Origin of the sequence: Bradyrhizobium iriomotense (assembly GCF_018129405.1) — a bacterium.
GTDB classification, from domain to species: domain Bacteria; phylum Pseudomonadota; class Alphaproteobacteria; order Rhizobiales; family Xanthobacteraceae; genus Bradyrhizobium; species Bradyrhizobium iriomotense_B.
This window is the reverse complement of sequence record NZ_JAFCLP010000004.1, coordinates 414,221-438,936: the sequence shown is the minus strand read 5'-3', so window position 1 is coordinate 438,936 and position 24,716 is coordinate 414,221. Positions and strand designations below refer to the sequence as shown.

Annotated in this window: 25 protein-coding genes; 13 read left to right on the top strand and 12 right to left on the bottom strand. The window is 64.1% G+C overall.

Annotated features, from left to right (window positions below; all coding sequences use genetic code 11):
* Positions 1-91 precede the first annotated feature (91 nt).
* Positions 92-1,034 (top strand): IS630 family transposase gene (locus tag JQ592_RS13540; RefSeq protein WP_211403339.1). Its coding sequence is split into 2 segments (ribosomal slippage): positions 92-427 and positions 429-1,034, totalling 942 coding nucleotides; the frame shifts between segments, so codons are not numbered across the junction.
* A gap of 12 nt (positions 1,035-1,046) precedes the next feature.
* Here JQ592_RS13540 and JQ592_RS13535 read toward each other — a convergent pair.
* Positions 1,047-1,985, bottom strand: coding sequence for a LysR family transcriptional regulator (locus JQ592_RS13535; RefSeq protein ID WP_211403338.1), 939 nt, complete (start codon positions 1,983-1,985; stop codon positions 1,047-1,049).
* A 164-nt stretch (positions 1,986-2,149) separates the two neighbouring features.
* On the opposite strand from JQ592_RS13535, the gene JQ592_RS13530 reads away from it, so the two are divergent.
* Together JQ592_RS13530 and JQ592_RS13525 are read left to right on the top strand one after the other, a co-directional pair.
* Positions 2,150-2,728 carry a hypothetical protein gene (locus JQ592_RS13530; RefSeq protein ID WP_211403337.1) on the top strand — a complete coding sequence of 193 codons (579 nt, stop codon included), beginning with the start codon at positions 2,150-2,152 and terminating at the stop codon, positions 2,726-2,728.
* A gap of 101 nt (positions 2,729-2,829) precedes the next feature.
* On the top strand, positions 2,830-3,207 hold the full coding sequence (locus JQ592_RS13525; RefSeq protein ID WP_211403336.1) for a hypothetical protein: 378 nt from the start codon (positions 2,830-2,832) through the stop codon (positions 3,205-3,207).
* Between the two features lie 6 nt (positions 3,208-3,213).
* Here the strand turns inward: JQ592_RS13525 and JQ592_RS13520 are convergent, their stop codons facing one another.
* Positions 3,214-3,588 carry a winged helix-turn-helix domain-containing protein gene (locus JQ592_RS13520; protein WP_211403352.1) on the bottom strand — a complete coding sequence of 125 codons (375 nt, stop codon included), beginning with the start codon at positions 3,586-3,588 and terminating at the stop codon, positions 3,214-3,216.
* A gap of 78 nt (positions 3,589-3,666) precedes the next feature.
* Positions 3,667-4,749, bottom strand: a complete 1,083-nt coding sequence (locus JQ592_RS13515; protein WP_211403335.1) for a substrate-binding domain-containing protein — start codon at positions 4,747-4,749, stop codon at positions 3,667-3,669.
* A gap of 113 nt (positions 4,750-4,862) precedes the next feature.
* Here JQ592_RS13515 and JQ592_RS13510 point away from each other — a divergent pair, with 113 nt between their 5' ends.
* The gene (locus JQ592_RS13510; RefSeq protein ID WP_211403334.1) at positions 4,863-6,347 is read left to right on the top strand and encodes an aldehyde dehydrogenase family protein; all 1,485 of its coding nucleotides are present in this window, start codon (positions 4,863-4,865) and stop codon (positions 6,345-6,347) included.
* Between the two features lie 186 nt (positions 6,348-6,533).
* The gene (locus JQ592_RS13505) at positions 6,534-6,797 is read left to right on the top strand and encodes a hypothetical protein (RefSeq protein WP_211403333.1); all 264 of its coding nucleotides are present in this window, start codon (positions 6,534-6,536) and stop codon (positions 6,795-6,797) included.
* A 4-nt stretch (positions 6,798-6,801) separates the two neighbouring features.
* Here the strand turns inward: JQ592_RS13505 and JQ592_RS13500 are convergent, their stop codons facing one another.
* Complete coding sequence (locus JQ592_RS13500; protein WP_211403332.1) at positions 6,802-7,698, bottom strand: alpha/beta hydrolase family protein; 897 nt, start codon at positions 7,696-7,698, stop codon at positions 6,802-6,804.
* 181 nt (positions 7,699-7,879) lie between these two features.
* Between JQ592_RS13500 and JQ592_RS13495 the strand changes: the two genes are divergently transcribed.
* The 3 genes from JQ592_RS13495 (at position 7,880) to JQ592_RS13485 (ending at position 11,598) form a co-directional block, all read left to right on the top strand.
* Positions 7,880-9,268, top strand: coding sequence for a class II 3-deoxy-7-phosphoheptulonate synthase (locus JQ592_RS13495; protein WP_211403331.1), 1,389 nt, complete (start codon positions 7,880-7,882; stop codon positions 9,266-9,268).
* Between the two features lie 4 nt (positions 9,269-9,272).
* A complete protein-coding gene (locus JQ592_RS13490) occupies positions 9,273-9,626 on the top strand; it encodes a diacylglycerol kinase (RefSeq protein WP_211403330.1) in 354 nt (117 codons plus the stop codon).
* Between the two features lie 214 nt (positions 9,627-9,840).
* Entirely contained in the window at positions 9,841-11,598 is a 1,758-nt protein-coding gene (locus tag JQ592_RS13485) for an NAD+ synthase (protein ID WP_211403329.1), read from the top strand.
* Between the two features lie 238 nt (positions 11,599-11,836).
* Here the strand turns inward: JQ592_RS13485 and JQ592_RS13480 are convergent, their stop codons facing one another.
* The 5 genes from JQ592_RS13480 to JQ592_RS13460 all read right to left on the bottom strand — a co-directional run bounded on the left by JQ592_RS13480 (position 11,837) and on the right by JQ592_RS13460 (position 16,365).
* Positions 11,837-12,229, bottom strand: coding sequence for a cytochrome C oxidase subunit IV family protein (locus JQ592_RS13480; protein WP_211403328.1), 393 nt, complete (start codon positions 12,227-12,229; stop codon positions 11,837-11,839).
* A gap of 9 nt (positions 12,230-12,238) precedes the next feature.
* Entirely contained in the window at positions 12,239-12,961 is a 723-nt protein-coding gene (locus tag JQ592_RS13475) for a heme-copper oxidase subunit III family protein (RefSeq protein WP_211403327.1), read from the bottom strand.
* Positions 12,962-12,976: 15 nt separating this feature from the next.
* Positions 12,977-13,684, bottom strand: a complete 708-nt coding sequence (locus tag JQ592_RS13470; RefSeq protein WP_211403326.1) for a cytochrome c oxidase subunit 3 — start codon at positions 13,682-13,684, stop codon at positions 12,977-12,979.
* Entirely contained in the window at positions 13,681-15,465 is a 1,785-nt protein-coding gene (locus tag JQ592_RS13465) for a cbb3-type cytochrome c oxidase subunit I (RefSeq protein ID WP_211403325.1), read from the bottom strand. The genes JQ592_RS13470 and JQ592_RS13465 overlap by 4 nt, the downstream gene beginning before the upstream one ends.
* A 66-nt stretch (positions 15,466-15,531) precedes the next feature.
* Positions 15,532-16,365 (bottom strand): cytochrome c oxidase subunit II, encoded by an 834-nt coding sequence (locus tag JQ592_RS13460; RefSeq protein ID WP_211403324.1) that lies wholly within the window; start codon positions 16,363-16,365, stop codon positions 15,532-15,534.
* A 532-nt stretch (positions 16,366-16,897) separates the two neighbouring features.
* On the opposite strand from JQ592_RS13460, the gene JQ592_RS13455 reads away from it, so the two are divergent.
* Positions 16,898-17,806 (top strand): DUF2189 domain-containing protein, encoded by a 909-nt coding sequence (locus JQ592_RS13455; RefSeq protein WP_211403323.1) that lies wholly within the window; start codon positions 16,898-16,900, stop codon positions 17,804-17,806.
* Positions 17,807-17,859: 53 nt separating this feature from the next.
* Here JQ592_RS13455 and JQ592_RS13450 read toward each other — a convergent pair whose 3' ends face one another.
* Complete coding sequence (locus JQ592_RS13450) at positions 17,860-19,065, bottom strand: DUF2865 domain-containing protein (RefSeq protein ID WP_211403322.1); 1,206 nt, start codon at positions 19,063-19,065, stop codon at positions 17,860-17,862.
* Between the two features lie 141 nt (positions 19,066-19,206).
* Positions 19,207-19,512: a hypothetical protein gene (locus JQ592_RS13445; protein ID WP_211403321.1), complete on the bottom strand. Its 306-nt coding sequence runs from the start codon at positions 19,510-19,512 to the stop codon at positions 19,207-19,209.
* Positions 19,513-19,795: 283 nt separating this feature from the next.
* Here JQ592_RS13445 and cysS point away from each other — a divergent pair, with 283 nt between their 5' ends.
* From cysS to JQ592_RS13425, 4 genes are all read left to right on the top strand, one after another.
* Positions 19,796-21,178 carry a cysteine--tRNA ligase gene (gene cysS, locus JQ592_RS13440; protein WP_211403320.1) on the top strand — a complete coding sequence of 461 codons (1,383 nt, stop codon included), beginning with the start codon at positions 19,796-19,798 and terminating at the stop codon, positions 21,176-21,178.
* 115 nt (positions 21,179-21,293) lie between these two features.
* Positions 21,294-21,785 carry a GNAT family N-acetyltransferase gene (locus tag JQ592_RS13435; RefSeq protein ID WP_211403319.1) on the top strand — a complete coding sequence of 164 codons (492 nt, stop codon included), beginning with the start codon at positions 21,294-21,296 and terminating at the stop codon, positions 21,783-21,785.
* Entirely contained in the window at positions 21,782-23,380 is a 1,599-nt protein-coding gene (gene cimA, locus JQ592_RS13430; RefSeq protein ID WP_211403318.1) for a citramalate synthase, read from the top strand. Before JQ592_RS13435 ends, cimA begins: the two co-directional genes overlap by 4 nt.
* A gap of 116 nt (positions 23,381-23,496) precedes the next feature.
* Positions 23,497-23,874 carry a VOC family protein gene (locus JQ592_RS13425; protein WP_211403317.1) on the top strand — a complete coding sequence of 126 codons (378 nt, stop codon included), beginning with the start codon at positions 23,497-23,499 and terminating at the stop codon, positions 23,872-23,874.
* 83 nt (positions 23,875-23,957) lie between these two features.
* On the opposite strand, the gene JQ592_RS13420 is transcribed toward JQ592_RS13425, so the two are convergent.
* Positions 23,958-24,563 carry a TIGR00730 family Rossman fold protein gene (locus tag JQ592_RS13420; protein WP_211403316.1) on the bottom strand — a complete coding sequence of 202 codons (606 nt, stop codon included), beginning with the start codon at positions 24,561-24,563 and terminating at the stop codon, positions 23,958-23,960.
* Positions 24,564-24,716: the final 153 nt, after the last annotated feature.

Below are 24,716 nucleotides of genomic sequence, written 5' to 3'. Positions count from 1 at the left end.
CTAGAGCATGTTGTTTTTGACTGGAATCGGGATTCCCACCGGGAGCGATTTCTGATTCAACCTCCATGCTGGAGGGCGGAGGCCAGCATGGATGACGCGACCCTATTCGGAAGACATCCGGGAGCGGGCTTTAGCGCGAGCTGACGCGGGCGAAACGGTTCGTTCGATTGCAGAGGCGCTACAGATCAGCCCCTCCTGCGTGACGAAGTGGAAGAATCTGAGACGGGATACCGGGGGCCTGTCGCCTGGCCAAATCGGCGGCCACAAGAAGCGGGTTCTGTCGGATGCCAACGCCGACTGGCTGCGCAAACGCATTCGCTCGGGGCCATTCACCTTGCGCAAGCTGACGCAGGAGCTGGCTGCACGCGGGATCAAGACAGACGTGCGGGCGGTGTGGACTTTTGTTCACACCGAGGGGCTCAGCTTCAAAAAAAACGCTTATACCAGCCGAGCAGGACCGCCCCGACGTCGCCCGTAAGCGGACCCGCTGGAAAGCACATCAAGGCAGGATCGACGTCGCGCGGCTGGTTTTTATCGACGAGACGTGGATCAAAACCAATATGGCACCGCTGCGCGGCTGGGGACCCTGTGGGCAGCGCCTCCAAGCATCTGCACCTTTCGGCCATTGGAAGACCATGACCTTCATCGCGGCGCTGCGTCACGATCGGATCAGCGCGCCTTGGGTGATTGATGGCCCCATCAACGGGGAGCTCTTCACCCTATACGTCGAGAAGGTGTTGGCACCCACCCTCGCACCGGGCGAGATCGTCATCCTCGATAATCTTGGCAGCCACAAGGGCAAAGCGGCTCGCCAAGCCATCCGCGCCAGAGGCGCCCACCGCATCTTCTTGCCGCCATATAGCCCCGACCTCAATCCGATCGAGCAGGTCTTCGCCAAACTCAAACACCTCATGCGAGCTGCAGAGCCTCGTGACGTGGAAGCAACCTGGCGAAAGGTCGGTGAACTCCTCGATCTCTTCTCCGAGCAGGAGTGCACCAACTACTTCAAAAACTCAGGCTATGTTTCCGTGTAAAAACATCATGCTCTAGGACGTCGGAGGATAGGCCGCGTTCTCGCGCCGCTCGCGCTCGCCCAGTTCGCGCACCAGCTCCTGGAGGAAGGATTCGGTGTAGGCGGGCAGGGTGCGCTCGGCGCGGACATAGATGCCGAGATCGGACCAGACCGGGCTGCCTGCATTGTCGAGCGGCAGGAAGACGAGCTGGCTGTCGCGCGACAGCCGGCCGATGCCGAGCTGGGTCTGGAAGGCGACGCCGACGCCGCGCGCGGCGAGCTCGCGCATCAAGTCGATCGAGTTGGCCTGGATCGCCGGCTCCGGCGTCTCCGAGAGCTGTGCGATCAGCGGCTGCAGCAGATGATAGATCGACAGCTCCGGCAGCGCGTTGATGACGGGGAAGGCGAGGCATTGCTCCAGCGTCACCGTCTTGCGGCGCGCCAGCGGATGCTCGCGGGCGACCACGGCGCCGAGGCGAAACCGCTTCAAGGCGACCTGCCGCAGGTCCGGCGGATGGCGGAGCGCCATGGCAATGCCGATGTCGGCTTCGCCCCGGCTCAGCGCCTCCAGCACGTCCGACGATCCCTTCACCTCGGTGGTGAAGCTGACGCGACGGGCGCGGCCGCGATGGGACGCGATCAGGTCAGGCAGCACGGATTCCGTCAGCGATTCGATGCAGGCGATGCTGACGGTGCCGCTCCAAGCGCCGGAGAGGGAGGCGACGTCCGAGCGGAAGCGGTCGAGGTCCTGGAGCACGTTCATGACATGCCGGGCCAGCATCTCGCCGACCGTCGTCAGCGTCAGCCCGCGCGCGTTGCGCTCGAACAGGGGTGATCCAACCTCTTGCTCTAGCTTGAGAATCTGGCGGCTGACGGCCGAGGAGGCAACGTTCAGGACGCGCGCCGCGGCCCGGATCGAGCCGGTGCGGCGGACCGCGTGGAAGTACTGGATGGCGGGTGAATGAAATCGCATGGGTCCCCTTGAGAGGGACTATAGCCGTTGCCGAAACGGCAGCAACATGTACGAAATTCTCTGCTTTTCGAGAGCGCTGCTCATCCCTAGGTTCGCCGCCGGCTTGGCCGGCCCTGCCGGGAAGACGCCATGCCGTGCGCAACGAGGCGCCAGGGGATTTCGGGGTGAACGAGAACATCGCTTGCGAGCTTGAGCACGGGCCGGACACCCGTCTGGTCGATCGCCGACGGGCGGCCGCCTATGTCGGCGTGACCGCCGGGCGCTTCGAGCAATTGGTGCGCGACAACGTCGTGCCGCCGCCGGTCATGGTGGACAACAAGCGGCGCTGGCCGATCGCCTTGCTCGATGTCGCCAGGGAAGCGGTTATCGGCAGCATGCCGTGCCTGCCGCGGGTGATGGCCGAGGCCAAGCCGGAAGCTCGCCCCTGCGAGCGCGACCCGGCGCCGGCTTCGCGCGAATTGCCCGATCAGGCCTGGTTCGAGGAGCGCGCACGCTTCGTGCAGCGCGTGCGCCGCTCGCTGCTCTCGGGCAACGAGATCCGCCTCCTGCGCGAGTTCAAGCTGCTCAGGCAGAACCGGATCAGCATGTTCGGCTATTACGGCAGCTTCGAAGCGCTGATGGTGCGCGGCTACATCGTCGAGATCGACCGCAAGCCGCCATCGAGCCGGCCGCTGGTGACCTATCGCCTGACCGAGCGCGGCGAGCAGGTGGTATCGGCGCTGAAGGACGAGCCGCTGGTCTGAGTGGCCGCTGGTTCGAGATGTTCCAAAAGAACCGGCTGGACCCGATCGCACGTATCGTTATATTTTATAGGATATAGCGGAACTGCGGTCCGGAGTTCTCGATGGAAATCAAAGTCAGATCGCTCACGACCTGCGAGGTGGCGGCCGACGGCGGCGCGATCTCGCTCGGCTTCGAGGACGTGACGGGCAATCCCGCGGCCGTCAGCGTCTCGCTCAACCAGGTCGGTGCCCTCATCATGACGCTGCCCGGACTGCTCGAGACGGCGCTGAAGGCCCGTTACGGCGACCAGAGCCTGCGCTACGCCTATCCGCTGGCGTCCTGGGCGATCGAGCAGTCGACCGACACGTCCCAGCGCATCATCACGCTGCAGACCGAGGACGGCTTCAAGGTGCGCTTCTCGATCCCGGAGGCCGAGCAGAGCCTGCTCGGCGAAGCCTTGACGCAGCCGATGCCCGAGGTGGCGGTGCGGCCGAATTAACTGCCGTCACGACTTGCGCGATCGGGCGATGTCGCTCCTGAGCGCCTCCAGCTCCTTGTGCACGGCGCGCGCGGCGTCGCGTTCGATCTTGCGATAGCGCGCGACGAGTTTTTCGCCGAATGGAGTCAGCATCGCGCCGCCGCCGTTCTTGCCGCCGGCCTGCGGCTCGACCACGGCATGCCCGCAGATGCGCTTGATCTCGTCGACGAGATCCCAGGCCCGCTTGTAGGACATGTCCATGGCCCGGCCGGCCGCCGAGATCGAGCCGTGCTCGCGGATCTGCTCCAGCAGCTCGATCTTGCCAGGTCCGATCCGGTCCTCGCCGTCGAGGTCGATGCGAAGGCTCAACTGGGGAAGCGGTTTGGCGCTCGCGCGCGGCATGACGGGGATCTCGTGGACTTTGCCTGATGACATTGCCACTCTTGCCCACCGCGGACAAGGTGAGCGCGCAGTCCTTCATCATCGCACGGCATGCATCTCCAGGAACGCTTTCACGCCGGTCACGGTGCCCGTATCCGACGGCACGTAGCCGGGCAGGGTGGCGACGGCGGCGCGAAAATCGGCGCTGCGGATGATTTCGAGGATGCGCTGCATCGGGGCGGTATCGAGGAAGGCGCGCTTGCAGACGAAGAAATAATCCTCGGTGAGGATGCGGATGAAGTCGAGGCCGAACTGGCGCGCGGCGGCCTCGACGCCGAAGCACGCGTCGGCCATGCCGCTTGCGACATAGGCCGCGACCGCGGCGTGGGTGAACTCGATCTGCTGCGCGCCGTTGATCCTGCTCTCGTCGATGCTGTTTGCGGCGAGCAACTGATCGAACAGCAGGCGCGTACCGGAATCATGGTCGCGGTTGACGAAGCGGACCTTTGGTTTGGTGAGGTCGTGAAGCGAGGCGATGCGCAGCGGATTGCCGCGCGCGACCATCAGCCCCATCTCGCGCGTCACAAAACTGATGATGCGGTCCTCGCGCGGATCGAGCCATTCGCGCGCCGCCTTGATGCCCTGGGCGCGCAGTGCGCCGTGCGGCAGATGCAGGCCGGAGAGGTCGCAGGCGCCCTGCGCCAGCGAGACCAGCGAATGCTGGTTGCTGACGTAGCGCAGATCGACGCCGATGCCGGGCTCGCGGTCGAGGAATTCGCGGAGTTTTGCCACCGCAAAACCGTGGCTCGCATGCACGCGGATCACCGCGGGGCGCTGCTCGAGGAACGGCTTGATCTCGCTGGCGAGCTCCTGCGCCAGGTTTTCGAGCTGCGGCCCGAGCCGCGCCTGCATGCGCTCGCCCGCCCACACCAGCCGCTCGCCGAACGGGGTGAGCTTCGAGCCCTTGCCGCGCTGGGTCTCGACAAGGGGTGTTCCGAAGAACTCGGACCATTGCTCGATCAGATTCCAGACATGGCGATAGGAGAGGTGCGCGTCGCTGGCCGCGCTGGTGATCTTCCCGGTCTTCCGGATTTCGTTGAGCACGCCGAGCATGACGGCGACGGTGCGCGGGCTGCCCTCGCGGCGAAACCGCCAGACGGCCTCGATCTCGATCTGAAGCATTGGCCTTCCTTATGAACTACGCTTCATATGTTTGGCATCCATTTGCAGATCATATCATATTTACTCCGGCCAATAGGCGCCTAGTCTGGTATACCAGAACAGGAGGAAATATGATGTCAGTTGCATATGACTTTGCGCATTCGCCGGCGACCGAGTTCATGGCCCGGCCGCAGCATCTGCTCATCGACGGCCGCCGCGTTCCCGCCAGCTCCGGCCGCACCTTCAAATCCCTCAATCCCGCCACCGGGCAGGTCATTGCCACCGTCGCCGAGGGTGGCGAGGCCGATGTCGAGCATGCCGTCGCGGCTGCCCGCCGGGCGTTCGAAGGCCCATGGCGGACGATGCGGGCATCTGAGCGCGGCCAGATCCTGCTGCGCTGGGCGGATCTGCTCAAACGTAACGCAGAAGAAATCATCGAGCTCGAGTCGATCGATGCCGGCAAGCCCATCGCCGCAACAATGCGCCAGGATTTTCCGGCCGCCGTCGACACGCTGATCTACTACGCCGGCTGGGCCGACAAGATCAGCGGCGACGTCGTGCCGGTGCGCGACGATGCCCTGACCTACACCGTCCGCGAGCCGGTCGGCGTGGTCGCGGCGATCGTGCCGTGGAATTTCCCGCTGATGATCGGGATGTGGAAGCTCGCGCCGGCGCTCGCCTGCGGCTGCACGGTCGTGATGAAGCCGGCCGAGCTGACCTCGCTGTCGGCGCTGCGCATCGCCGAGCTCGCGCTCGAAGCCGGACTTCCGGCGGGTGTCTTTAACGTCGTGACGGGTCCGGGGCGCGTCGTCGGCGACGCGCTGGTCAATCACCCCGATGTCGACAAGGTCACCTTCACCGGCTCGCCCGGCGTGGGGCGCGGAATCATGAAGGGCGCGGCCGGCAACTTCAAGCGCGTCTCACTCGAGCTTGGCGGCAAGTCGGCCAATGTCATTTTCGACGATGCCGATCTCGAAGCCGCAAGCAAGGCCGCGGCCTCCGGCATCTTCTTCAATGCCGGCCAGGTGTGCTCGGCCGGCTCGCGGGTGCTGGTGCAGGAGAAGGCCTATGACGAGGTCGTCGAGCGACTGGCTGCCCGCGCGAAATCGCTCAGGATCGGCGATCCGCTCGATCGCAAGACGGCGCTCGGACCCGTCATCTCCGAGAAGCAGATGAAGTCGATCCTCGACTATGTCGATATCGGCCGGAAGGAGGGCGCGAGCCTCGTCACCGGCGGGACGCGGGTCGGCGAGCGCGGTTACTTCATCAGCCCCGCTGTGTTCGCGGATGTTGAGCACGAGATGCGGATCTCGCAGGAGGAGATCTTCGGCCCCGTCGTCAGCGTCATCAAGTTCAAGGACGAGGCCGACGCGCTGCGGATCGCCAATGGCACGGCCTACAGCCTCGCCGCCGGCGTCTGGAGCCGCGACATCGGCAAGCTTCAGCGCTTCGCCAAGCGGGCCCGGGCAGGCACGGTCTGGATGAACACCTATGGCTATACCGACGTGCGCCTGCCCTGGGGCGGCGAGCGCGACTCCGGCCTCGGCCGCGAGCACGGCACCGCCGCGATCGACAATTTCACCGAGCCCAAGGCGGTGTGGATGAACCTGGCCGTCTGATAACCTCCCGATCGGCCAATCCTGGGCCCGCCTGATCGTCCGGTCAGGCGGGCTCTTTTTCGAGATCGATAAAATTGTCTGTATCCGGCTCAGCGGCCGCAAACCCTCCCGACAAGAAGCACGGCGCCTTAAACCAGAGCTTTGGAACCGACCTGCATCCTGCCCGCAATAGGGCAGGGCATCATCGTGTCAATCTTCAGGGAGATCGTCGTGGCGGTTGCGGGAGTCTACGCGCTCCTGTTCGTCTGCGACGCAGTGTTCGGCGTCGGCGAGGCGCGCTTCGACGACGCCTATTACCGCGCCAGCTTCTACGCGCCGCGGCCGAAGGAGTTTCGGTTCGCGAGCGACACGCCGCCGGCGGTCCGCGTCAGCGACGCCTTCGCACAGTTTGCCCCGGGCGACGCCAGGCCGAACAGGCGCTACTCGTCGCTCACGACGATCATTCGCTAGCGCCTCACTCCCCCTGGATCCATTCCGCGACGCCGCGCCACAGCGTGTCGCGGTGCTCGGGGCGGAAGAAGCCGAAATGGCCGATGGCCTTGGCGCCGACGTCGGACGGCTTCACCGTCAACACCTCCGGCTTGATCGCGGTGAAGCCGCCCGTGAGCAGCTCGACGGCAGGCCGCGTCGCCCAGGGATCGTCGGAGAAGCAGAGCGCGCGCAGCTCGCCCCTGAATTTCGCGAAATTATCCAGCGCCGGCAGCTTTGAATCGAACAGATAGCGCGGGCTCCGGACCCACTCGGCCCACTGCAGGAAGACGCCCTTGGGCAAATCCTCGCCGATGCCGGCCCAGCCCGGCGCGTAACCGAACGCATGGGCCAGCGGCACGCCGACAAAATTCATGAAGGCGTAGACGCGGTATTTCTCCGGCGAGGTCATCAGCCGCCAGGTCGCGGCCTGCGAGGCGACGAAGGCGGCGCGGGAGATCTCGCTGTTGTTCTCGATCAGCCCGAGTGCCTGGCCGCCGTAGGAATGGCCGACATAGGCAAGGGGCAGGGTGTTGTAACGCTCGCGCATCCAGCGCACGGCGGCGGTGACGTCGAGCGCGGCCCAGTCCGACATCGAGGCCTTGAAGCCGACCAGCGATTTCGGCTGGTTGTAGCCGACCATCGCCGGCAGCCGGGAGTCGCCGATGCCGCGATAGTCGTAAGTGAGCACCGCGCAGCCGCGATGGGCGAGATAGGAAGCAAAGCCGCGATAGATCTTTCGCGGCACGGCGGTGGCCGAATTGATCAGGACGGCGTGGCGCTTGGCGCCGCGCGGCAGGAACAGGGTGCCGGCCAGCGCATACCCGTCGGTCGCCGGGAAGCTGATCTCGTCGATGAAAACGTCGTCGCGCGCCGCGTCCATGGGCAGAAGCTGTCCTGCCAGTTTTCTTAGCCATCCCCAGCAAATGCGAATTTGGCTTTCCCCGCAAGGGTTTGCAGTGCGAAACGGATTTACAACTGGCGGTCCTTTGCCAGCCTGTGTATAAGGCGGCCCTCGCAACCCACAGATCAGGTTGTGCTTTTTGCTTCACGGAGAGATTGCGATGTCCGAGCGGTGGACGCCCGAGTCCTGGCGCAGCAAGCCGGTGCTACAGGTGCCCGAATATCCCGACGCCAAGGCTCTGGCCGACGTCGAGGCGCAGCTTGCGACCTTTCCGCCGCTGGTGTTCGCCGGCGAGGCGCGCAATCTGAAGAAAGCGCTCGCCCGCGTTGCGGCCGGCGAGGCCTTCCTGCTCCAGGGCGGCGACTGCGCTGAGAGCTTTGCCGAGCACGGGGCCAACAACATCCGCGACTTCTTCCGCGTGCTGCTGCAGATGGCGGTCGTCTTGACCTATGCCGGCGCGGTGCCGGTGGTGAAGGTCGGCCGCATCGCCGGCCAATTTGCAAAACCGCGCTCGTCGCCGACCGAGAAGCTGAACGGTGTCGAGCTGCCGAGCTATCGCGGCGACATCGTCAACGACATTGCCTTCACCAAGGAAGCGCGCGTGCCGGATCCGCAGCGCCAGCTGATGGCCTATCGCCAGTCGGCCGCGACGCTGAACCTGCTGCGCGCGTTCGCGACCGGCGGCTACGCCAATCTCGGCAGCGTGCATCAATGGATGCTCGGCTTCCTCAAGGATAGTCCGCAGTCCCGCCGCTACAAGGAATTGGCCGACCGCATTTCGGACGCGCTCAATTTCATGCGCGCCTGCGGCCTCGATCTCGAGGCCCATCCCGAACTCCGCTCGACCGATTTCTACACCAGCCACGAGGCGCTGCTGCTCGGCTACGAGCAGGCCATGACCCGCGTCGATTCCACCACCGGCGACTGGTACGCGACCTCGGGCCACATGATCTGGATCGGCGATCGCACCCGTCAGCTCGATCACGGCCATGTCGAATATTTCCGGGGCATCAAGAACCCGATCGGGCTGAAGTGCGGCCCGTCGCTGAAGCCCGACGAGCTCCTGAAGCTGATCGACGTGCTCAACCCCGACAACGAGCCGGGCCGGCTGACGCTGATCGGCCGCTTCGGCTCCGACAAGGTCGGCGAGCATCTGCCGAACATGATCCGCGCCGTGCAGCGCGAGGGCAGGGTGGTGGTCTGGTCGTGCGACCCCATGCACGGCAACACCATCACTTCGACGTCGGGCTACAAGACGCGCCCCTTCGACCGCATCCTGTCCGAGGTGAAGTCGTTTTTCGCGATCCACGCCGCCGAAGGCACCCATGCCGGCGGCGTGCATCTGGAGATGACCGGCAAGGACGTCACCGAATGCCTCGGCGGCGCCCGCGCCATCACGGACGAGGACCTCAACGACCGCTACCACACGGTCTGCGATCCCCGCCTCAACGCCGAGCAATCCATCGACATGGCCTTCCTGGTCGCCGAGCTGCTGAAGCAGGAACGCGCCGGCAAGACCAAGCCGATGCCGGCCGCAGCGGGGCTCTAGGACCTTGCTGCGAATCTGGAAGGCCACGATCAATTCTCGCAACGGTCTGGCTTTTGCGTTCCGCTCGGAGCAGGCCATCCGCGAGGAGATCTTTGCGCTCCTTGCGTCGCTGCCGCTGGCCTGGTTCATCGGCGCGACGGCGATGCGCGCGGTCGAGCTGGTCTGTGCGGTCGCGTTCGTGCTGACGGTCGAGCTGCTCAACACCGCGATCGAGAAGCTCGCCGACCGCCTGACCATGGATCACGACAAGCAGATCGGCCGGGTCAAGGACATGGGCTCGGCTGCCGTCGGTGTGGCGCTGCTGATGGCGGGTGCGTTCTGGATCTTCGCCATCGTCGAGCGGCTGGGTTTCGTCTAGCCTTCGGAGAATATCCATTGAGTGTGGGTGTTCGAGGCTCCTTCACCTCTCCCCAACGGGGAGAGGTCGATTTGTGCCTCGCGATGCGCAGCATCGTCGAGCGCAAATCGGGTGAGGGGGCTGAGGTCCCACGAGAGACCTTAACCCCTCACCCGAATTGCATCTCTGATGCAATTCGACCTCTCCCTTCGGGAGAGGTGAAAGCGAGCGCTCGATGACCGAACGTCTCAACGCATTCGCGGTCACGCTCGCCCAGCTCAATCCGACCGTGGGCGACATCGAGGGCAATGCCGCGAAGGTGCGCACTGCGCGCGCCCAAGCGGCCGCCGACGGCGCCGATCTCATGCTGTTTCCGGAATTGTTCATTTCCGGCTATCCGCCGGAGGACCTCGTGCAGAAGCCGGCCTTCCAGGCCGCCTGCCGCGCCGCGATCGAGGCGCTCGCCCGTGAGACCGCCGATGGCGGGCCGGCCATGCTGGTCGGCACGCCCTGGGTCGAGGACGGCAGGCTCTACAATGCCTGCGCGCTGCTCGACGGCGGCCGCATCGCCGCACTTCGCTTCAAGTGCAATCTGCCGAACTACGGCGTGTTCGACGAGAAGCGGTTGTTTGCGCGGGGACCTGCGGCCGGCCCCGTCACGGTGCGGGGCGTTCGCATCGGCGTGCCGATCTGCGAGGACATCTGGCTGGAGGAGTCCGAGGACTATGAGAACGTAGTCGAGACGCTGGCCGAGACCGGCGCAGAGATCATCCTGGTGCCGAACGGTTCGCCCTACGCCCGCGACAAGAACGACGTACGCCTGTCGGTCGCGGTCGCGCGCGTCACCGAGAGCGGGCTGCCGCTGGTCTATCTGAACCAAACTTGCGGCCAGGACGAACTGGTGTTCGACGGTGCGTCCTTCGCGCTCAATGGCGACCTCTCGCTCGCAGCGCAACTGCCGGCGTTCGAGGAAAACGTCACCACGCTCCGCTTCACCAGAAACGGCGACGACTGGCGCTGCACGGGGCCGATCGCCGAGCAGCCCGAGGGCGACAAGGCCGATTACGCCGCCTGCGTGCTGGGTCTGCGCGACTACGTCGCCAAGAACGGCTTTCCCGGCGTGCTGCTCGGCATTTCCGGCGGCATAGATTCCGCGCTCTGCGCCGCGATCGCGGTTGACGCGCTCGGCGCCGACCAGGTGCACGGCGTGATGCTGCCTTATCGCTACACCGCCGCACACTCGATCGCCGACGCCGGCGAGCTCGCCGGCCATCTCGGCATCCGCTACGAGGTCTTGCCGATCGCGGAAGCTGTGACCGGGTTCGAGACCATCTTGTCCGGCATCTTCAAGAACCTGCCGCCTGACATCACCGAGGAAAACCTTCAGGCCCGCACCCGCGGCACGCTGCTGATGGCGATCTCCAACAAGACCGGCCTGATGGTGGTGACGACGGGCAACAAGTCGGAGATGTCGGTCGGCTACGCCACGCTCTACGGCGACATGAACGGCGGCTTCAACCCGATCAAGGACATCTACAAGACGCAGGTGTTTCGCTTGGCGGCGCTGCGCAACAGCTGGAAGCCCGACGGCGCGCTCGGGCCGGCGGGCGAGGTCATCCCCCCTGATATCATCACGCGTCCGCCGACGGCGGAGCTGCGCGAGAACCAGACCGATCAGGACTCGCTGCCGCCCTACGACGTGCTCGATGCGATCCTCGAGCGATTGGTTGAACGCGAGGAGCCGCTCGACCGGATCATCGCCGCCGGCTTCGACCGCGACACGGTCATCCGCATCGACCATCTGCTCAACGTCGCCGAATACAAGCGCCGCCAGGCCGCGCCCGGCGTGAAGGTGACGGCCAGGAATTTCGGCCGCGACCGCCGCTACCCCATCACTAACCGCTTCCGCGACAAGGGCGAGCAGTTGCCGACGCACGACGAGACGCTGGTCTCGCGGGGGAGCACGGCGTCGATCGATGCGTTCGAGGGGTAGCACCGGGGGAGAGACGGCCGGTCTTGCCACACGTCTAGCTGTCATCATCCGCGACCCGGCTACGCCAAGGCTTCGCCGGGGCTGAGTCCCAGGCACGCCGAAGCTTCAGCGTAGGCGGCAGGCGGATGATCCAGTACTCCGCGGCGGATGTTATAGAAACCGACTCCTGCCGCGGAGTACTGGATGCCCCGCCTTCGCGGGGCATGACAGTGGAGCGAGGTGCGAATTCACATGAGTGCTACGATGGAGTCGCGAAGAACAGCACGCGAAGCAAGTGCGTATATTCGGACTCGAGCATCATGATGGCCACAAATACCAGCACGGCGACCGGGGGCACCAGGATGGCATAAGCCAGGGCCAGCCGCTCCCAGGCCATGTGCATGAAGACGGCGACGATCAGGCCGGCCTTCAACATCATGAACAGCAGGATCAGCGACCACCTCAGATAGCCATGCAGGCCAAAATAGTCGACGAGGTAGGAGCACGTGCTGAGGACGAACAACCAGCCCCAGACCACGAGGTAGAGCTTGATCGGGTGCTGTTGGCCCTTGGCGTGAACGGCTCCCGTTGCGACTGCGCCATGCGCCGGAGCGTGGAGCTGTCCTTCCATGTGTACCGTCGCGTTTGTCATGCGCCAACCTCACCAAAGATAGAAGAATGCGAAGATGAATACCCACACGAGGTCGACGAAGTGCCAGTACAGGCCCATGATCTCGACGATCTCGTAATAGCCCTTGCGGCTGGTGAAAAAACCACGCCTCTCGACATCGAAGTCTCCCCGCCAGACCTTTCGCGCGATCGCGATCAGGAAGATCACGCCGATCGTCACGTGGGTGCCGTGGAAGCCCGTGATCATGAAGAAGCTCGAACCGAACTGCGCCGCGCCCCACGGATTGCCCCAGGGACGGACGCCCTCCATGATCAGCTTGGTCCATTCGAAGGCCTGCATGCCGACGAACGTTGCGCCAAATGCCGCCGTGACCAGCATCAGGATTGCGGTTCTCACGCGATCGCGGCGGTAGCCGAAATTAACGGCCATCGCCATCGTTCCGCTGCTGCTGATCAGGATGAAGGTCATGATTGCGATCAGGATGAGCGGGATGTGCTTGCCCCCGATATTGAGGGCGAAGACTTCACTGGGATTCGGCCACGGCACGGTCGTCGACATGCGCGCGGTCATGTAGGACAACAGGAAGCAACTGAAGATGAAGGTGTCGCTGAGGAGGAAGATCCACATCATGGCCTTGCCCCAGGACACATTCTTGAAAGCGCGCTGATCCGAGGCCCAGTCTGCGGCGATGCCCCGCCAGCCCGGAAGTCGCCCAGCGCCTTGCGCTGTATTGGTCAGCATGGTCTCCGCCATCCGGTTTCGCCCTCCCTAGCTCAGCAACTGACGACAGATGTCGACGAAATCGTTGGTCCAACCCGTCAGAAGGCCGAGCAGGACCAGCCAGACCAGCAGCAGGAAGTGCCAGTAGATGGTGCACAGCTCCACGCTCAGACGCATCTCTGCCGTCATAGCGTCTTGTCGCCATACCTTGGCCGTGGTCCGGCCGAGCGCCACCAGGCCGCCGGTCAGATGCAGCCCGTGCACCGCGGTGATCATGTAGAAGAAGGAATTGGCCGGATTGGACGCCACGAAATAGCCGGCGGCACCAAGTTGTTGCCACGCCAGCAGCTGCCCCGCGAGGAAGGTGATCGCCGACGTGCCACCGGCGAGCAGGCCGACGATGACGCCGTCCATGTCGCCTCGGCGCGCGGCGATGTACGCCCAGTGCAGCGCGACGCTACTCAGGACCAGCACGCCCGTGTTGAACCACAGCACTTTCGGCACGGGCATTGCCCGCCAGTCCACCAGGGTCATGCGCATGGAGTAGGCGCTGACGAAGAGTGTGAACAGGCAGCCGGCGACAGCGAGAAACACGCCAAGTCCAACCTTCGCCGCCGGCCAGGTCACTGCGCCCGTGCCGGGGAAGTCATGGATCGAACCTTCCTCCAGCCACGGTTTCGACGTCAGCCTCTGCTGCGAGAGCCACCATCCGGCGATGACAGCGATCACGCCGAGAAACAGGATGACGGCGCTCACGAAGCGGCTCCTTGAACGGCCCCCGTGTTCGTGGGCGGCTGGTTCTGCGGAATGAAGTCCTGCGCGGCTCCCGGCACGCTGTAGTCATAGGCCCAGCGATAGACGATCGGGAGCTCCTTGCCCCAGTTGCCGTGTCCTGGCGGCGTCTCGGGTGTCTGCCATTCCAGCGAAGTCGCTCGCCATGGATTACCGCCCGACGGCTCGCCCTCGAACAGGCTCCAGACCAAATTGAACAGGAACGTCATCTGGGCGAAGCCCACGGTGAGGGCCACCACGGTGATGAAGGCGTTCAGCGAGTGCGCCGAAGGCGGAATGAACGCGGCGTCGCCGAGTTCGAAGTACCGGCGTGGAACGCCGAGCAGCCCGAGATAGTGCATGGGGAAGAAGATCAGATAGGCGCCGAGGAACGTAACCCAGAAATGAAACTTCCCCAGGCCGGCGTTCAGCATTCGCCCCGTGACCTTTGGATACCAATGATAGATCGCCCCGAGCACCACCATGATTGGCGCAACGCCCATCACCATATGGAAATGCGCGACGACGAACATGGTGTCGGACAGGGGCACATCCACGACGACGTTGCCGAGGAACAGGCCGGTCAGTCCGCCGTTCACGAAGGTGATGATGAAGCCGAGCGCGAACAGCATCGGCACGGTGAGATGGATATCGCCACGCCACAGGGTGAGTACCCAGTTATAGACCTTGATGGCAGTGGGGATCGCGATGATGAGCGTCGTGGTGGCGAAGAAGTACCCGAAATAAGGATACATGCCGCTCACATACATGTGGTGCGCCCACACGACGAAGCTGAGTGCACCGATCGCGACGATCGCCCAGACCATCATGCGATAGCCGAAGATGTTCTTTCGCGCATGCGTGCTGATCAGGTCGGAGACGATTCCGAAGGCCGGCAAGGCGACGATGTAGACCTCAGGGTGACCGAAGAACCAGAACAGGTGCTGAAACAGGAGCGGACTGCCGCCGCCGTATTTGCTGAGCTGGCCCATCTCGATGAGGGCGGGCATGAAGAAACTGGTTCCCAAGAGACGGTCGAGCAGCAACATCACCGAGCCGACGAACAGTGCAGGGAATGCCAGCAGCGCCATGACGGTCGCCGTGAAGATGCCCCAAACGGTCAGGGGCAGACGCATCAAGGTCATGCCACGGGTGCGTGCCTGGAGCACGGTCACCACATAGTTCAGTCCGCCCATCGTGAAGCCGATGATGAACAGGATCAAGGAGGCCAGCATCAGAACGATGCCCCAATCCTGTCCGGGCGTTCCTGAAAGGATTGCCTGTGGCGGATACAGCGTCCAGCCGGCGCCGGTGGGGCCGCCGGGCACGAAGAAGGTCGACGCCAGCACCAGAACTGCGAGCAGGTAGACCCAATAGCTCAGCATGTTCACATAGGGAAAGACCATGTCCCGCGCACCGACCATCAGCGGGATCAGGTAGTTGCCGAAGCCTCCAAGGAACAGTGCGGTGAGCAGGTAGATCACCATGATCATGCCGTGCATGGTGATGAACTGGAGATATTGGTTGGCATCGATAAAGGAGAATGTGCCGGGAAATCCCAGTTGCAGTCGCATCAGCCACGACAGCACCAGGGCCACGAGCCCAATGGCCGATGCGGTCAGCGAGTACTGAATGGCGATGATCTTGGCGTCCTGCGAAAACACATACCGCGTCAGCCAGCTCTTCGGGTGGTAGAGCTCGACATCAGGCACTTCGGCAGGCGGAATGGCAGTGCCGGCGATCCCATCATATGGAACATCGACCATAGAACACTCTCCGTTTCCTCGGCGCGATTACGCGTCCGATCCACGTCCGCGGCGGCATTTTCTTCCCTACTTGCCGCCGGATTGGTACGTCGCCCTCACGACCGCGTTTCGGCCCGACAATTCGGCAAACGTCTTCTGCTGGCCGAGCCAGGCGTGATAGTCGCTCTCTTCCTCGACGATGACTTTGGCCCGCATCTGATAATGAGCGGCACCGCAAAGCTCTGCGCAGAGAACGTCAAAGGTCCCGGTCCGGATCGGCTTGATCCAGAAGTAGGTGACCATGCCCGGCACCATGTCCATCTTGGCCCGGAACTCCGGCACGTAGAAATCGTGCAGGACATCGACGGAGCGGAGCAGGACCTTGACCGGCTTGCCGATCGGAAGATGCAGGTCGCCATTTTCGATCACGACGTCGTCCTGCCCATGCGGATCGTCGCGATTGAGGCCCATCGGGTTTTCGGGGCTGATGTTACGGACGTCTGACGTGCCCAGCCTGCTGTCCTTGCCAGGCAAGCGGAAGCTCCATTGCCATTGCTGGCCCATGACCTCGATCTCGGTCGCGTCTGCCGGAACCGTCACGAACTGGTGCCAGACGACCAGGCCGGGTGCCAGCATGGCGGCGACGCCGATGCCGGTCCCGACACTGAGCCACCATTCAAGCCTTTTGTTTTCCGGATTGTAGTCCGCCCGTCTTCCTTCCTTGTGGTGGAAGCGGAAGACGCAATAGGCCATGAAGGCGATGACCGCGGTAAAGACGAACCCGGTGATCCAGAACGTGATGTTGATCGTGTGGTCGATGTAGCTCCAGTCGGTGGCGATTGGCGTCCACCACCACGGGCTGTAGAGGTGAAACAGCACCGAGCCGATTGCGACCAAGAGCAGTATCAGAGCGACAGCCATCCTGATCCATCCTTGCCATCAAAGGCTGCGGATACGAATCCAGGGCGGAGCTCATGTCTGTCGCGATGGCTGGCCTTTCTTGGTTGGCATCTTTGCCATCGCCGGCCTGTTGCCTCGCCCATTCCGCTGGTCGCGATATCGAGAGAACGCTCGCGACCATCAACTCCAAGGGCGTCTGCGTCTAAAATGATACCAGCCCAATCCGGCGTCAATAGAGCAATGTAGGTGCACCGACGTGGCGTCGTCGCCATCGCGCGGCAAGTCGACAAGGCATCAGGTGCGCATATTGGGCCTGGCTGATGCAACGCACAAATCTGCGCTGGTGCACAATTCACCCAACCGTGAGTGCAGCCGTGCTCCGCGCGCGCTAAGCTTACGAGGCAGGTCGCGACGGGTTCCGTCCGGCCAGGCTCGTTCGCTGAACCTGGGTTGCCGTACCCGACCCATCGCGTTTCCTGCTCGTCAGGCGGACACGCGTGGCTGGAAAGCGCGTGTGAGGAAACCGCGACTTTCAGCACGGGAGGGTGCGTCCATGGCCACTCTGTATTCCGACAACATCGTAAGACGGCACATCTTCGGCGAAGCGGTCTCCTATCCCATTCGCAAGATCAGCCTGTCTGACCTCGGCGAGGCGCTGCGCCTGGGCTGGGAAGATTTCAAGGCGATGCCAAGTCACGCAATCGTCGTGTGCGCGATTTATCCCGTCCTCGGCCTCGTCCTGTTCAGGATGGTCCTTGGCCATTCCGTCCTGCCGCTGCTTTTTCCGCTGGCTGCGGGATTTGCCCTGATCGGCCCGTTTGCTGCGATCGGCCTTTACGAGCTCAGTCGTCGCCGCGAACGAGGCGAGGAGGTCGAAGCGTGGGACGCGATCAAGGTGCTGCGCGCGCCCTCGCTCGGCGCAATGGTCGAGCTCGGCGTGCTGCTGCTGGTCCTGTTCGGGGCCTGGATCGGCGTCGCCAACGCGATCTACGTCACGATCTTCGGTCACGCGCCGGCTGCCAGCATTCCCGACTTCGCAACGCGAGTCCTGACCACGCCGGAAGGATGGTCGCTGATTGTCATCGGATGCGGCGTCGGCTTCCTGTTCGCGGTCGTTGCCCTGTGCGTCAGTGTCGTGTCGTTCCCGTTGATGCTCGACCGGCATTCCACCGCGATCGACGCGATCCGTACATCGCTGCGGGTGGTGGCCGCCAATCCGGTCGCGATGGCGGGGTGGGGGCTGATCGTCGCGGCGCTGCTGGTGATCGGCTCGCTGCCGCTGTTCGTCGGTCTCGCCGTCGTTCTGCCGGTACTCGGTCATGCCACATGGCACCTCTACCGGAGGGTGGTCGAGCCCAATCCGAATCCACCGGACGCGCCGCCGCCCCCACCGAAGGGAAGGCGCTATGCGGCGGACTTTCCGGCCAACCTCTTCCCCTGGAGTCGTGAGGGCGAGCAGTAACAGTGAAACGGCCGCACCTGGCGGCCGCCTTCACAGGGCATGACGGTTAGGGCCTACTTCTGCTGCTGCGGCAGGAAGGTCGGGCCGACCGAACGGATCGCCTTGTTCTCTGAGCTCGGCGCAGCCGGGGTGGTATCCGCCGGCGGTGTCGCGGCCGGTGCGGTGGCCGTCGTCGGCGCCGCCGGAGTCGCGCCCTTCTTGGCATTGGCAGGCTGCGGTGCGCCCTTGTTGAGCCGCTGCTGCTGCATCTTCCTGGCGCTCTCCTCGGTGACGATGATGTCACCCTGCTGCTCGGCGGCGGCCTTATCGTCGGCCGATTTGAGCGCATCGGCCCAGGTCTGTCCGGCCGCCTTGCAGGAGCAGGACGGGTTGAACTCGCTGCGGAATTTGAACGCGGTCGGCAGCGCCGTGTAGGGCTGGCCGCCGATGGAGACTGCCGAGTTCATGTCCTCGCCGGGATTGCGATGGGTGTAGAGCACGGCTTCCGCGGCCGGGCACAGCGCCTTGCAGGTCTTCTCGTCGTCGGGGAAGCGCGCCGGCACGGTGGCAAAAGAGATCGGGAAATAGGCGCCGTCGCAGGTGCGCACGCACACGGTGCGGAAGGTGCCGGATTGCGGGCCGAGGTCGGAGGGCGGCACGCTCTGCGGATTGTTCGGGTTGTTGTTGCCGCCGAACAGATTGCTCAGGAAGTTGCCGCCGCCTTGCGATTGCGCGGCATTGGCATATTGCGGGCCGCAATTGTTCTGCGCCAGCGCCATCAGCACCGAGCGGCGCTGATTGTCGCGCTCCGGGCTGAAGCCACCGGCGCCGCCTCGCAGCCTCTCGAGATTGCCGGTGATCTGATCCAGATTGGCGCGCATCTGCTGGATCTGGGTGTTGACCGGCCCGCACTGCGCGGATTGGCCGTTGAACAGCGAGAAGAAGCCGGAGGAATCGCAGCCCATGCGCTTGGCCTGCATGGTGACGCGGTCGAGCTCGGCCTGCTGCTTGGCCTGGGAATCCTGGTAACGGCGGATCTGGTCCTCGCGCGCGGGATCGCCGCCGCCGCCGCCACGATCGAGCGCGACGAGCTGGCCTTCCAGCCGCGCGCACATCGGATTGGGGCCGAGCCCGTTCTGGCCGGGCTGAGGCGGCGGGCCGCCGGGCGGGCCGGCCTGCGCGAAAGCGCCATTGGCGAGCACGACGGTGCCGAGGAGCACGGTGCAGGCAAGAAGGGAGCGGGCACGGGAGAGAGACAAAAGTTCAGGCATATCCGCCATTCTAGCGAGGTCACGGCCCAGCGTGACTTTCCAAGTAACTTGGGGGCCGAAGCGCGCCCTCCCATAGCCGCTTCCTGCGGCATCGTCACGTCGTTTCAGGGGCCGAAGACTGGTCCTAAGGTCCGCCAGCTCCGAGGGAATTCAGCGCTGGCAGGTGATTGCGACATATTCGTTGCAATGGCCATGGGAGCAGTTTGCGCCGGTTTTGGGGACAGAGCCGGTAATTTCGTCGGGATCGACCCGGCGATAGCTTGATGCCTGGGCAAAATCCCGTGACTGGCAGTAGGTGCGTGCGACCTGCGCGCCGCATTTGTCGCCCCTGGCCAGGCACTGGTCGACGCCGTAGCCGTCCGCCTGGTTGGCGATGATGAAGACGCGGGTCTCGGCAAATGCGCCGGAGGCCGCGACGAGGGTGGCAAAGGAGACGAGCGCGAGCAGGGATCGCATGGGGGCACCGGGGGCTGGAGACCGCCCGCGCTTAATAAACTCAAAAGGTTAAGGGGAATGGAACCATTGCGGCGGTCCGGCGCGCATTGCGGGCAGAAGACGGCATTTTCGCGGCTCTCTTGACGTCAGGGCACCTCATAGCCCATATGTTCCCGCATGAACGGTCTCCTCGCCATTTGCATCATTTGCGAGATTACGAGCTAGCGATTCGCTGGCTGGAGCCGTCTTTTCTCAAACACATTGAGAGCACTGGACGCCCGGCCAACAGCCGACGGGTATCCATATGGAATTACGCCTTCACGATACGCTGAGCCGGGAAAAGCGTCCCTTCGTGCCGCTCGATGCGAAGAACGTCCGCATGTATGTCTGCGGACCGACGGTCTATGACTTCGCCCATATCGGCAATGCGCGGCCGGTGATCGTGTTCGACGTGCTGTTTCGGCTGCTGCGCCATCTCTATGGCGAAGCCCACGTCAAATATGTCCGCAACATCACCGACGTCGACGACAAGATCAACGACCGCGCCGAGCGCGACTTTCCCGGCCTGCCCCTGAACGAGGCGATCCGCAAAGTCACCGAGCAGACCGGCAGGCAGTTTCATGCCGACGTCGATGCGCTCGGTGCGCTGCGGCCGAGCGTCGAGCCGCGCGCGACCGAGCATATCGCCGAAATGCGCGAGATCATCGAGAAGCTGGTCGCCCGCGGCTTTGCCTATGCCGCCGAGGACCATGTGCTGTTCTCGCCGCAGGCGATGAACGCGGCGAATTCCACGCTGCCGCGCTATGGCGCGCTGTCCAATCGCTCGCTGGACGAGATGATCGCCGGCGCCCGCGTCGATGTCGCGCCTTACAAGAAGGGCAACACCGACTTTGTGCTGTGGAAGCCGTCCAAGCCGGGCGAGCCGTCATGGCCGTCGCCGGCCGGCATCAAGGCCGAGGGCCGTCCTGGCTGGCACATCGAGTGCTCGGCCATGGCCTGGAAGCATCTCGGCGAGCATTTCGACATTCATGGCGGCGGCATCGATCTCGTGTTTCCGCATCACGAGAACGAGGTCGCGCAGACCTGCTGCGCGTTTCACCAGGAGCGGATGGCGAACTACTGGATGCACAACGGCTTCCTGCAGGTCGAGAGCGAGAAGATGTCGAAGAGCCTCGGCAACTTCATCACGATCCACGAGCTGCTCAAGGACTGGCCGGGTGAGGTGCTGCGCCTCAACATGCTGAAGACGCATTATCGCTCGCCGATCGACTGGACCATGAAGTCGCTGGAGGAGAGCGCCAAGACGCTCGACGACTGGTATCGCGTCGCGGCCGATGTCGCGCCCGCCGCGCCCGCCGCGTCCGTGGTCGAGCCGCTGCTCGACGACCTCAATACGCCGCAGGCGATCGCGGCGCTGCACGGCCTGCGCAGTAACGATATCGCTGGTCTTGCGGGCTCGTTGCGGCTGCTCGGTTTCCTCTCGGAGAGTGCCGCGCAGTGGGAAAGCCGCAAGCAGCAGGCGAGCGGCGTCGATGCCGGGGAAGTCGAGCGTCTGCTTGCGGAGCGGACAGCCGCGCGTGCGCGGAAAGATTTCAAGGAATCCGACCGCATCCGCGATCTGCTCGCAGCGATGGGCGTTGCGATCAAGGACTCCAAGGACGGGACGACCTGGGAGATCGCGCGATGAAGCGACCCGACACGCCGTTCCCGCGACACTGGCTCTACTATATCGCGCTAAAAATCCTGCTGCTCGGCGCCGCCGTGGCGATCGTGCTGAAACTCTATGGGATGTGGTGAGGACGATGGGACAGACTTTGCCAAAGCCCGCACTTAGGCCCTTCCTGCCTGATGACGCGCCGGTGCTCGCCGCGATCTTCACCGCCAGCATCGAGCAACTGACCGGCGATGACTACAGCGAAGCGCAGCAGCAGGCCTGGATGGAGGCGGCGGAGGACGAGGAGTTCGGCAAGCACCTCGCCTCTGACCTGACGCTGATCGCGACGCTCGAGGGCTCGCCCGTCGGCTTCGCCTCGCTGCGCGGCACCGATCACATCCGGATGCTCTACGTGCATCCGGCCGTCAGCGGGCAGGGCATCGCGACCATGCTGGTCGATGCGCTGGAGAAGCTCGCCGGTGGCCGCGGCGCCAAGAGTCTGACGGTCGATGCCAGCGACACCGCGAAGGGCTTCTTCGCCAAGCGCGGCTACACCGCCCAGCAGCGCAACAGCGTCACCATCAACGACGAGTGGCTCGCCAACACCACCATGAAGAAGACGCTTGGAGCGGCGCCATGAGCAAGCAGCGTCTCTATTTGTTCGATACCACGCTGCGCGATGGGGCGCAGACCAACGGTGTCGATTTCACACTGACCGACAAGCAAGTCATCGCGGCGATGCTCGACGACCTCGGCATCGACTATGTCGAGGGCGGCTATCCCGGCGCCAATCCGCTCGACAGCGAATTCTTTGCGACCAAGCCCAAGCTCGCACATGCGCGCTTCACCGCCTTCGGTATGACGCGGCGGGCAGGGCGCTCGGTCTCCAACGACCCCGGCGTCGCGGGCCTCTTGGAAGCGAAGGCGGATGCGATCTGCTTCGTGGCGAAGTCGTCGGCCTATCAGGTGCGCGTTGCGCTGGAGACGACCAAGGAGGAGAACCTCGCTTCGATCCGCGACAGCGTCGCGGCGGCGAAGGCGGTCGGCCGCGAGGTCATGCTCGACTGCGAGCACTTCTTCGACGGCTACAAGGAAGATGCGAGCTTCGCGCTTGCCTGCGCCAAGGCTGCTTATGAAGCCGGCGCGCGCTGGGTGGTGCTGTGCGACACCAATGGCGGCACCATGCCGAATGAGGTCGAGGCCATCGTCACCGAGGTGACCAAGCACATTCCCGGTGACCACGTCGGCATCCACGCCCATAACGACACCGAGCAGGCAGTGGCCAATTCGCTCGCCGCGGTGCGCGCCGGCGCGCGGCAGATTCAGGGTACGCTGAACGGTCTCGGCGAGCGCTGCGGCAACGCCAATCTCTGCTCGCTGATCCCGACGCTGAAATTGAAGAAGGACTTTGCCGACGCCTTCGAGATCGGCGTCACCGCGGAGAAGCTCGCGACGCTGGTGAAGGTGTCGCGCACGCTCGACGACATGCTCAACCGCGTGCCGAACCGGCATGCGGCCTATGTCGGCGAGAGCGCCTTCGTCACCAAGACCGGCATCCACGCCTCCGCCGTGCTGAAGGACCCGCAGACCTACGAGCATGTGCTGCCGGAGCTGGTCGGCAACCATCGCAAGGTGCTGGTGTCCGACCAGGCCGGCCGGTCCAACGTCATCGCCGAGCTCGACCGCGCTGGCATTGCCTATGAAAAGAGCGATCCGAAGCTGACACGCCTCGTCGAGGAGTTGAAGGAGCGCGAGGCACAGGGCTACGCCTATGAATCCGCCAACGCCTCGTTCGATCTCCTGGCGCGCCGCACGCTCGGCAAGGTGCCGCATTATTTCGAGGTCGAGCAGTTCGACGTCAATGTCGAGCAGCGCTACAACGCGCTCGGCGAGCGCGTCACGGTGGCACTGGCCGTGGTCAAGGTCGACGTCGCCGGCGAGCACCTGATCTCGGCGGCCGAAGGCAACGGCCCCGTCAACGCGCTCGACGTTGCCTTGCGCAAGGATCTCGGCAAGTACCAGAAATACATCGAGGGGTTGAAGCTGATCGACTACCGCGTCCGTATCCTCAACGGCGGCACCGGCGCGGTCACGCGCGTCCTGATCGAGAGCGAGGACGAGAACGGCGACAGCTGGACCACGGTCGGCGTCTCCCCGAACATCATCGACGCCTCGTTCCAGGCGCTGATGGATTCGGTGATCTACAAGCTCGTGAAATCGGGCGCGCCGGCGTAGGAGAAATGTAGCCCGGATGAGCGAAGCGATATCCGGGACAGTGTGCGTTGCTGAGATAGCTTTCCCGGGATGTCGCTTCGCTCATCCGGGCTACGGGAGATCGAGGAGGGGCAGACATGATCGACCACATCTCCGTCGGCGTCAGCGATCTTGATCGCGCCGCAAAATTCTACGAGGCGACGCTCGCCACCCTCGGCCTCGCGCGCCTCGTCACGCGGCCACGGACGGTCGGCTTCGGCAAGGCCTATCCCGAGTTCTGGATCAACTTGCGCGAAGGTATGCCGCGCGTCGGGCCGGAGAGCGGCGTGCACATCTGCCTGCGGGCGAAGACCACGGCCGAGATCGATGCGTTTCACGCCGCCGCGCTCGCAAACGGCGGCGCATCCGATGGGGCGCCGGGCATCCGCCCGCACGATCGTGTGCGCTACTACGCCGCCTTCGTCTTCGACCCCGATGGTAACCGGATCGAGGCGGTGACGTTTCCGAACGAGTAGCGCATGATCCGGACCCGAAGGGCCGCGTTAGCGCAAAGTGTGCAGCGGTTTTCCGAAAAGATCATGCGCTAGCAAAAAAGCTCTTACAGCTTGCGCGCGACTTCCGGGGCGAGCTCCTTTTCCGACTCGGCGATCTGTGCTGCCGCCGCCTTCAGCTTCGGCAGGATCTCCTCGACGCGATCGGCCTTGATGATGTCGACCGACAGGCCGGCGCGGATGAACTCGGTCTGGCGCATGTGCGACAAGAGCGAGAACAGCGGCTCCCAGAAATTGTCGATATTGGCGAGCAGCACCGGCTTGGCGTGACGGCCGAGCTGCTTCCAGGTCAGCTGCTCCACCAGCTCCTCCAGCGTGCCGACGCCGCCCGGCAGCGCCACGAAGGCATCGGAGCGTTCGAACATCAGCCGCTTGCGCTCGTGCATGTCGGGGGTGACGATCATCTCCTGCACGCGGGTCAGCGCATTCTCGCGCAGTCGCAGGAATTCGGGAATGATGCCGGTGACGGTGCCGCCGTGATCCAGCACGGAGGTCGCGACCGAGCCCATCAGGCCGAGCGAACCGCCGCCATAGACGAGGCGGATGTTGTTTTCGGCGAGGGCTTTGCCGAACGCCTTGGCGCCTTCGGTGAAGCGGGGATTGGTTCCGGGGCCGGAGCCGCAATAGACACAGACGGTTTTGATAGTGCTCATTGGTGCCATGATGCATTGCAGCGAAGAGGCGTCAAGCCCAATCGGTGATTCGGACTGTCCGGAAATCTACCGGTAAATGACGAGAAACAATCGAAGATTCGCCATCTGGCGGGGTGCACGGGCATCGGGAAGGCTCTATATGACAAGCGAAAT

Bases quoted from the DNA above. Each gene is read 5' to 3' on its own strand.
- JQ592_RS13535 (WP_211403338.1), bottom strand. From the start codon at position 1,985: ATGCGATTTCATTCACCCGCCATCCAGTACTTCCACGCGGTCCGCCGC.
- JQ592_RS13525 (WP_211403336.1), top strand. From the start codon at position 2,830: ATGGAAATCAAAGTCAGATCGCTCACGACCTGCGAGGTGGCGGCCGAC.
- JQ592_RS13520 (WP_211403352.1), bottom strand. From the start codon at position 3,588: ATGCCGCGCGCGAGCGCCAAACCGCTTCCCCAGTTGAGCCTTCGCATC.
- JQ592_RS13515 (WP_211403335.1), bottom strand. From the start codon at position 4,749: ATGCTTCAGATCGAGATCGAGGCCGTCTGGCGGTTTCGCCGCGAGGGC.
- JQ592_RS13510 (WP_211403334.1), top strand. From the start codon at position 4,863: ATGTCAGTTGCATATGACTTTGCGCATTCGCCGGCGACCGAGTTCATG.
- JQ592_RS13500 (WP_211403332.1), bottom strand. From the start codon at position 7,698: ATGGACGCGGCGCGCGACGACGTTTTCATCGACGAGATCAGCTTCCCG.
- JQ592_RS13495 (WP_211403331.1), top strand. From the start codon at position 7,880: ATGTCCGAGCGGTGGACGCCCGAGTCCTGGCGCAGCAAGCCGGTGCTA.
- JQ592_RS13485 (WP_211403329.1), top strand. From the start codon at position 9,841: ATGACCGAACGTCTCAACGCATTCGCGGTCACGCTCGCCCAGCTCAAT.
- JQ592_RS13480 (WP_211403328.1), bottom strand. From the start codon at position 12,229: ATGACAAACGCGACGGTACACATGGAAGGACAGCTCCACGCTCCGGCG.
- JQ592_RS13475 (WP_211403327.1), bottom strand. From the start codon at position 12,961: ATGGCGGAGACCATGCTGACCAATACAGCGCAAGGCGCTGGGCGACTT.
- JQ592_RS13465 (WP_211403325.1), bottom strand. From the start codon at position 15,465: ATGGTCGATGTTCCATATGATGGGATCGCCGGCACTGCCATTCCGCCT.
- JQ592_RS13460 (WP_211403324.1), bottom strand. From the start codon at position 16,365: ATGGCTGTCGCTCTGATACTGCTCTTGGTCGCAATCGGCTCGGTGCTG.
- JQ592_RS13455 (WP_211403323.1), top strand. From the start codon at position 16,898: ATGGCCACTCTGTATTCCGACAACATCGTAAGACGGCACATCTTCGGC.
- JQ592_RS13450 (WP_211403322.1), bottom strand. From the start codon at position 19,065: ATGGCGGATATGCCTGAACTTTTGTCTCTCTCCCGTGCCCGCTCCCTT.
- JQ592_RS13445 (WP_211403321.1), bottom strand. From the start codon at position 19,512: ATGCGATCCCTGCTCGCGCTCGTCTCCTTTGCCACCCTCGTCGCGGCC.
- cysS (WP_211403320.1), top strand. From the start codon at position 19,796: ATGGAATTACGCCTTCACGATACGCTGAGCCGGGAAAAGCGTCCCTTC.
- JQ592_RS13435 (WP_211403319.1), top strand. From the start codon at position 21,294: ATGGGACAGACTTTGCCAAAGCCCGCACTTAGGCCCTTCCTGCCTGAT.
- cimA (WP_211403318.1), top strand. From the start codon at position 21,782: ATGAGCAAGCAGCGTCTCTATTTGTTCGATACCACGCTGCGCGATGGG.
- JQ592_RS13425 (WP_211403317.1), top strand. From the start codon at position 23,497: ATGATCGACCACATCTCCGTCGGCGTCAGCGATCTTGATCGCGCCGCA.
- JQ592_RS13420 (WP_211403316.1), bottom strand. From the start codon at position 24,563: ATGAGCACTATCAAAACCGTCTGTGTCTATTGCGGCTCCGGCCCCGGA.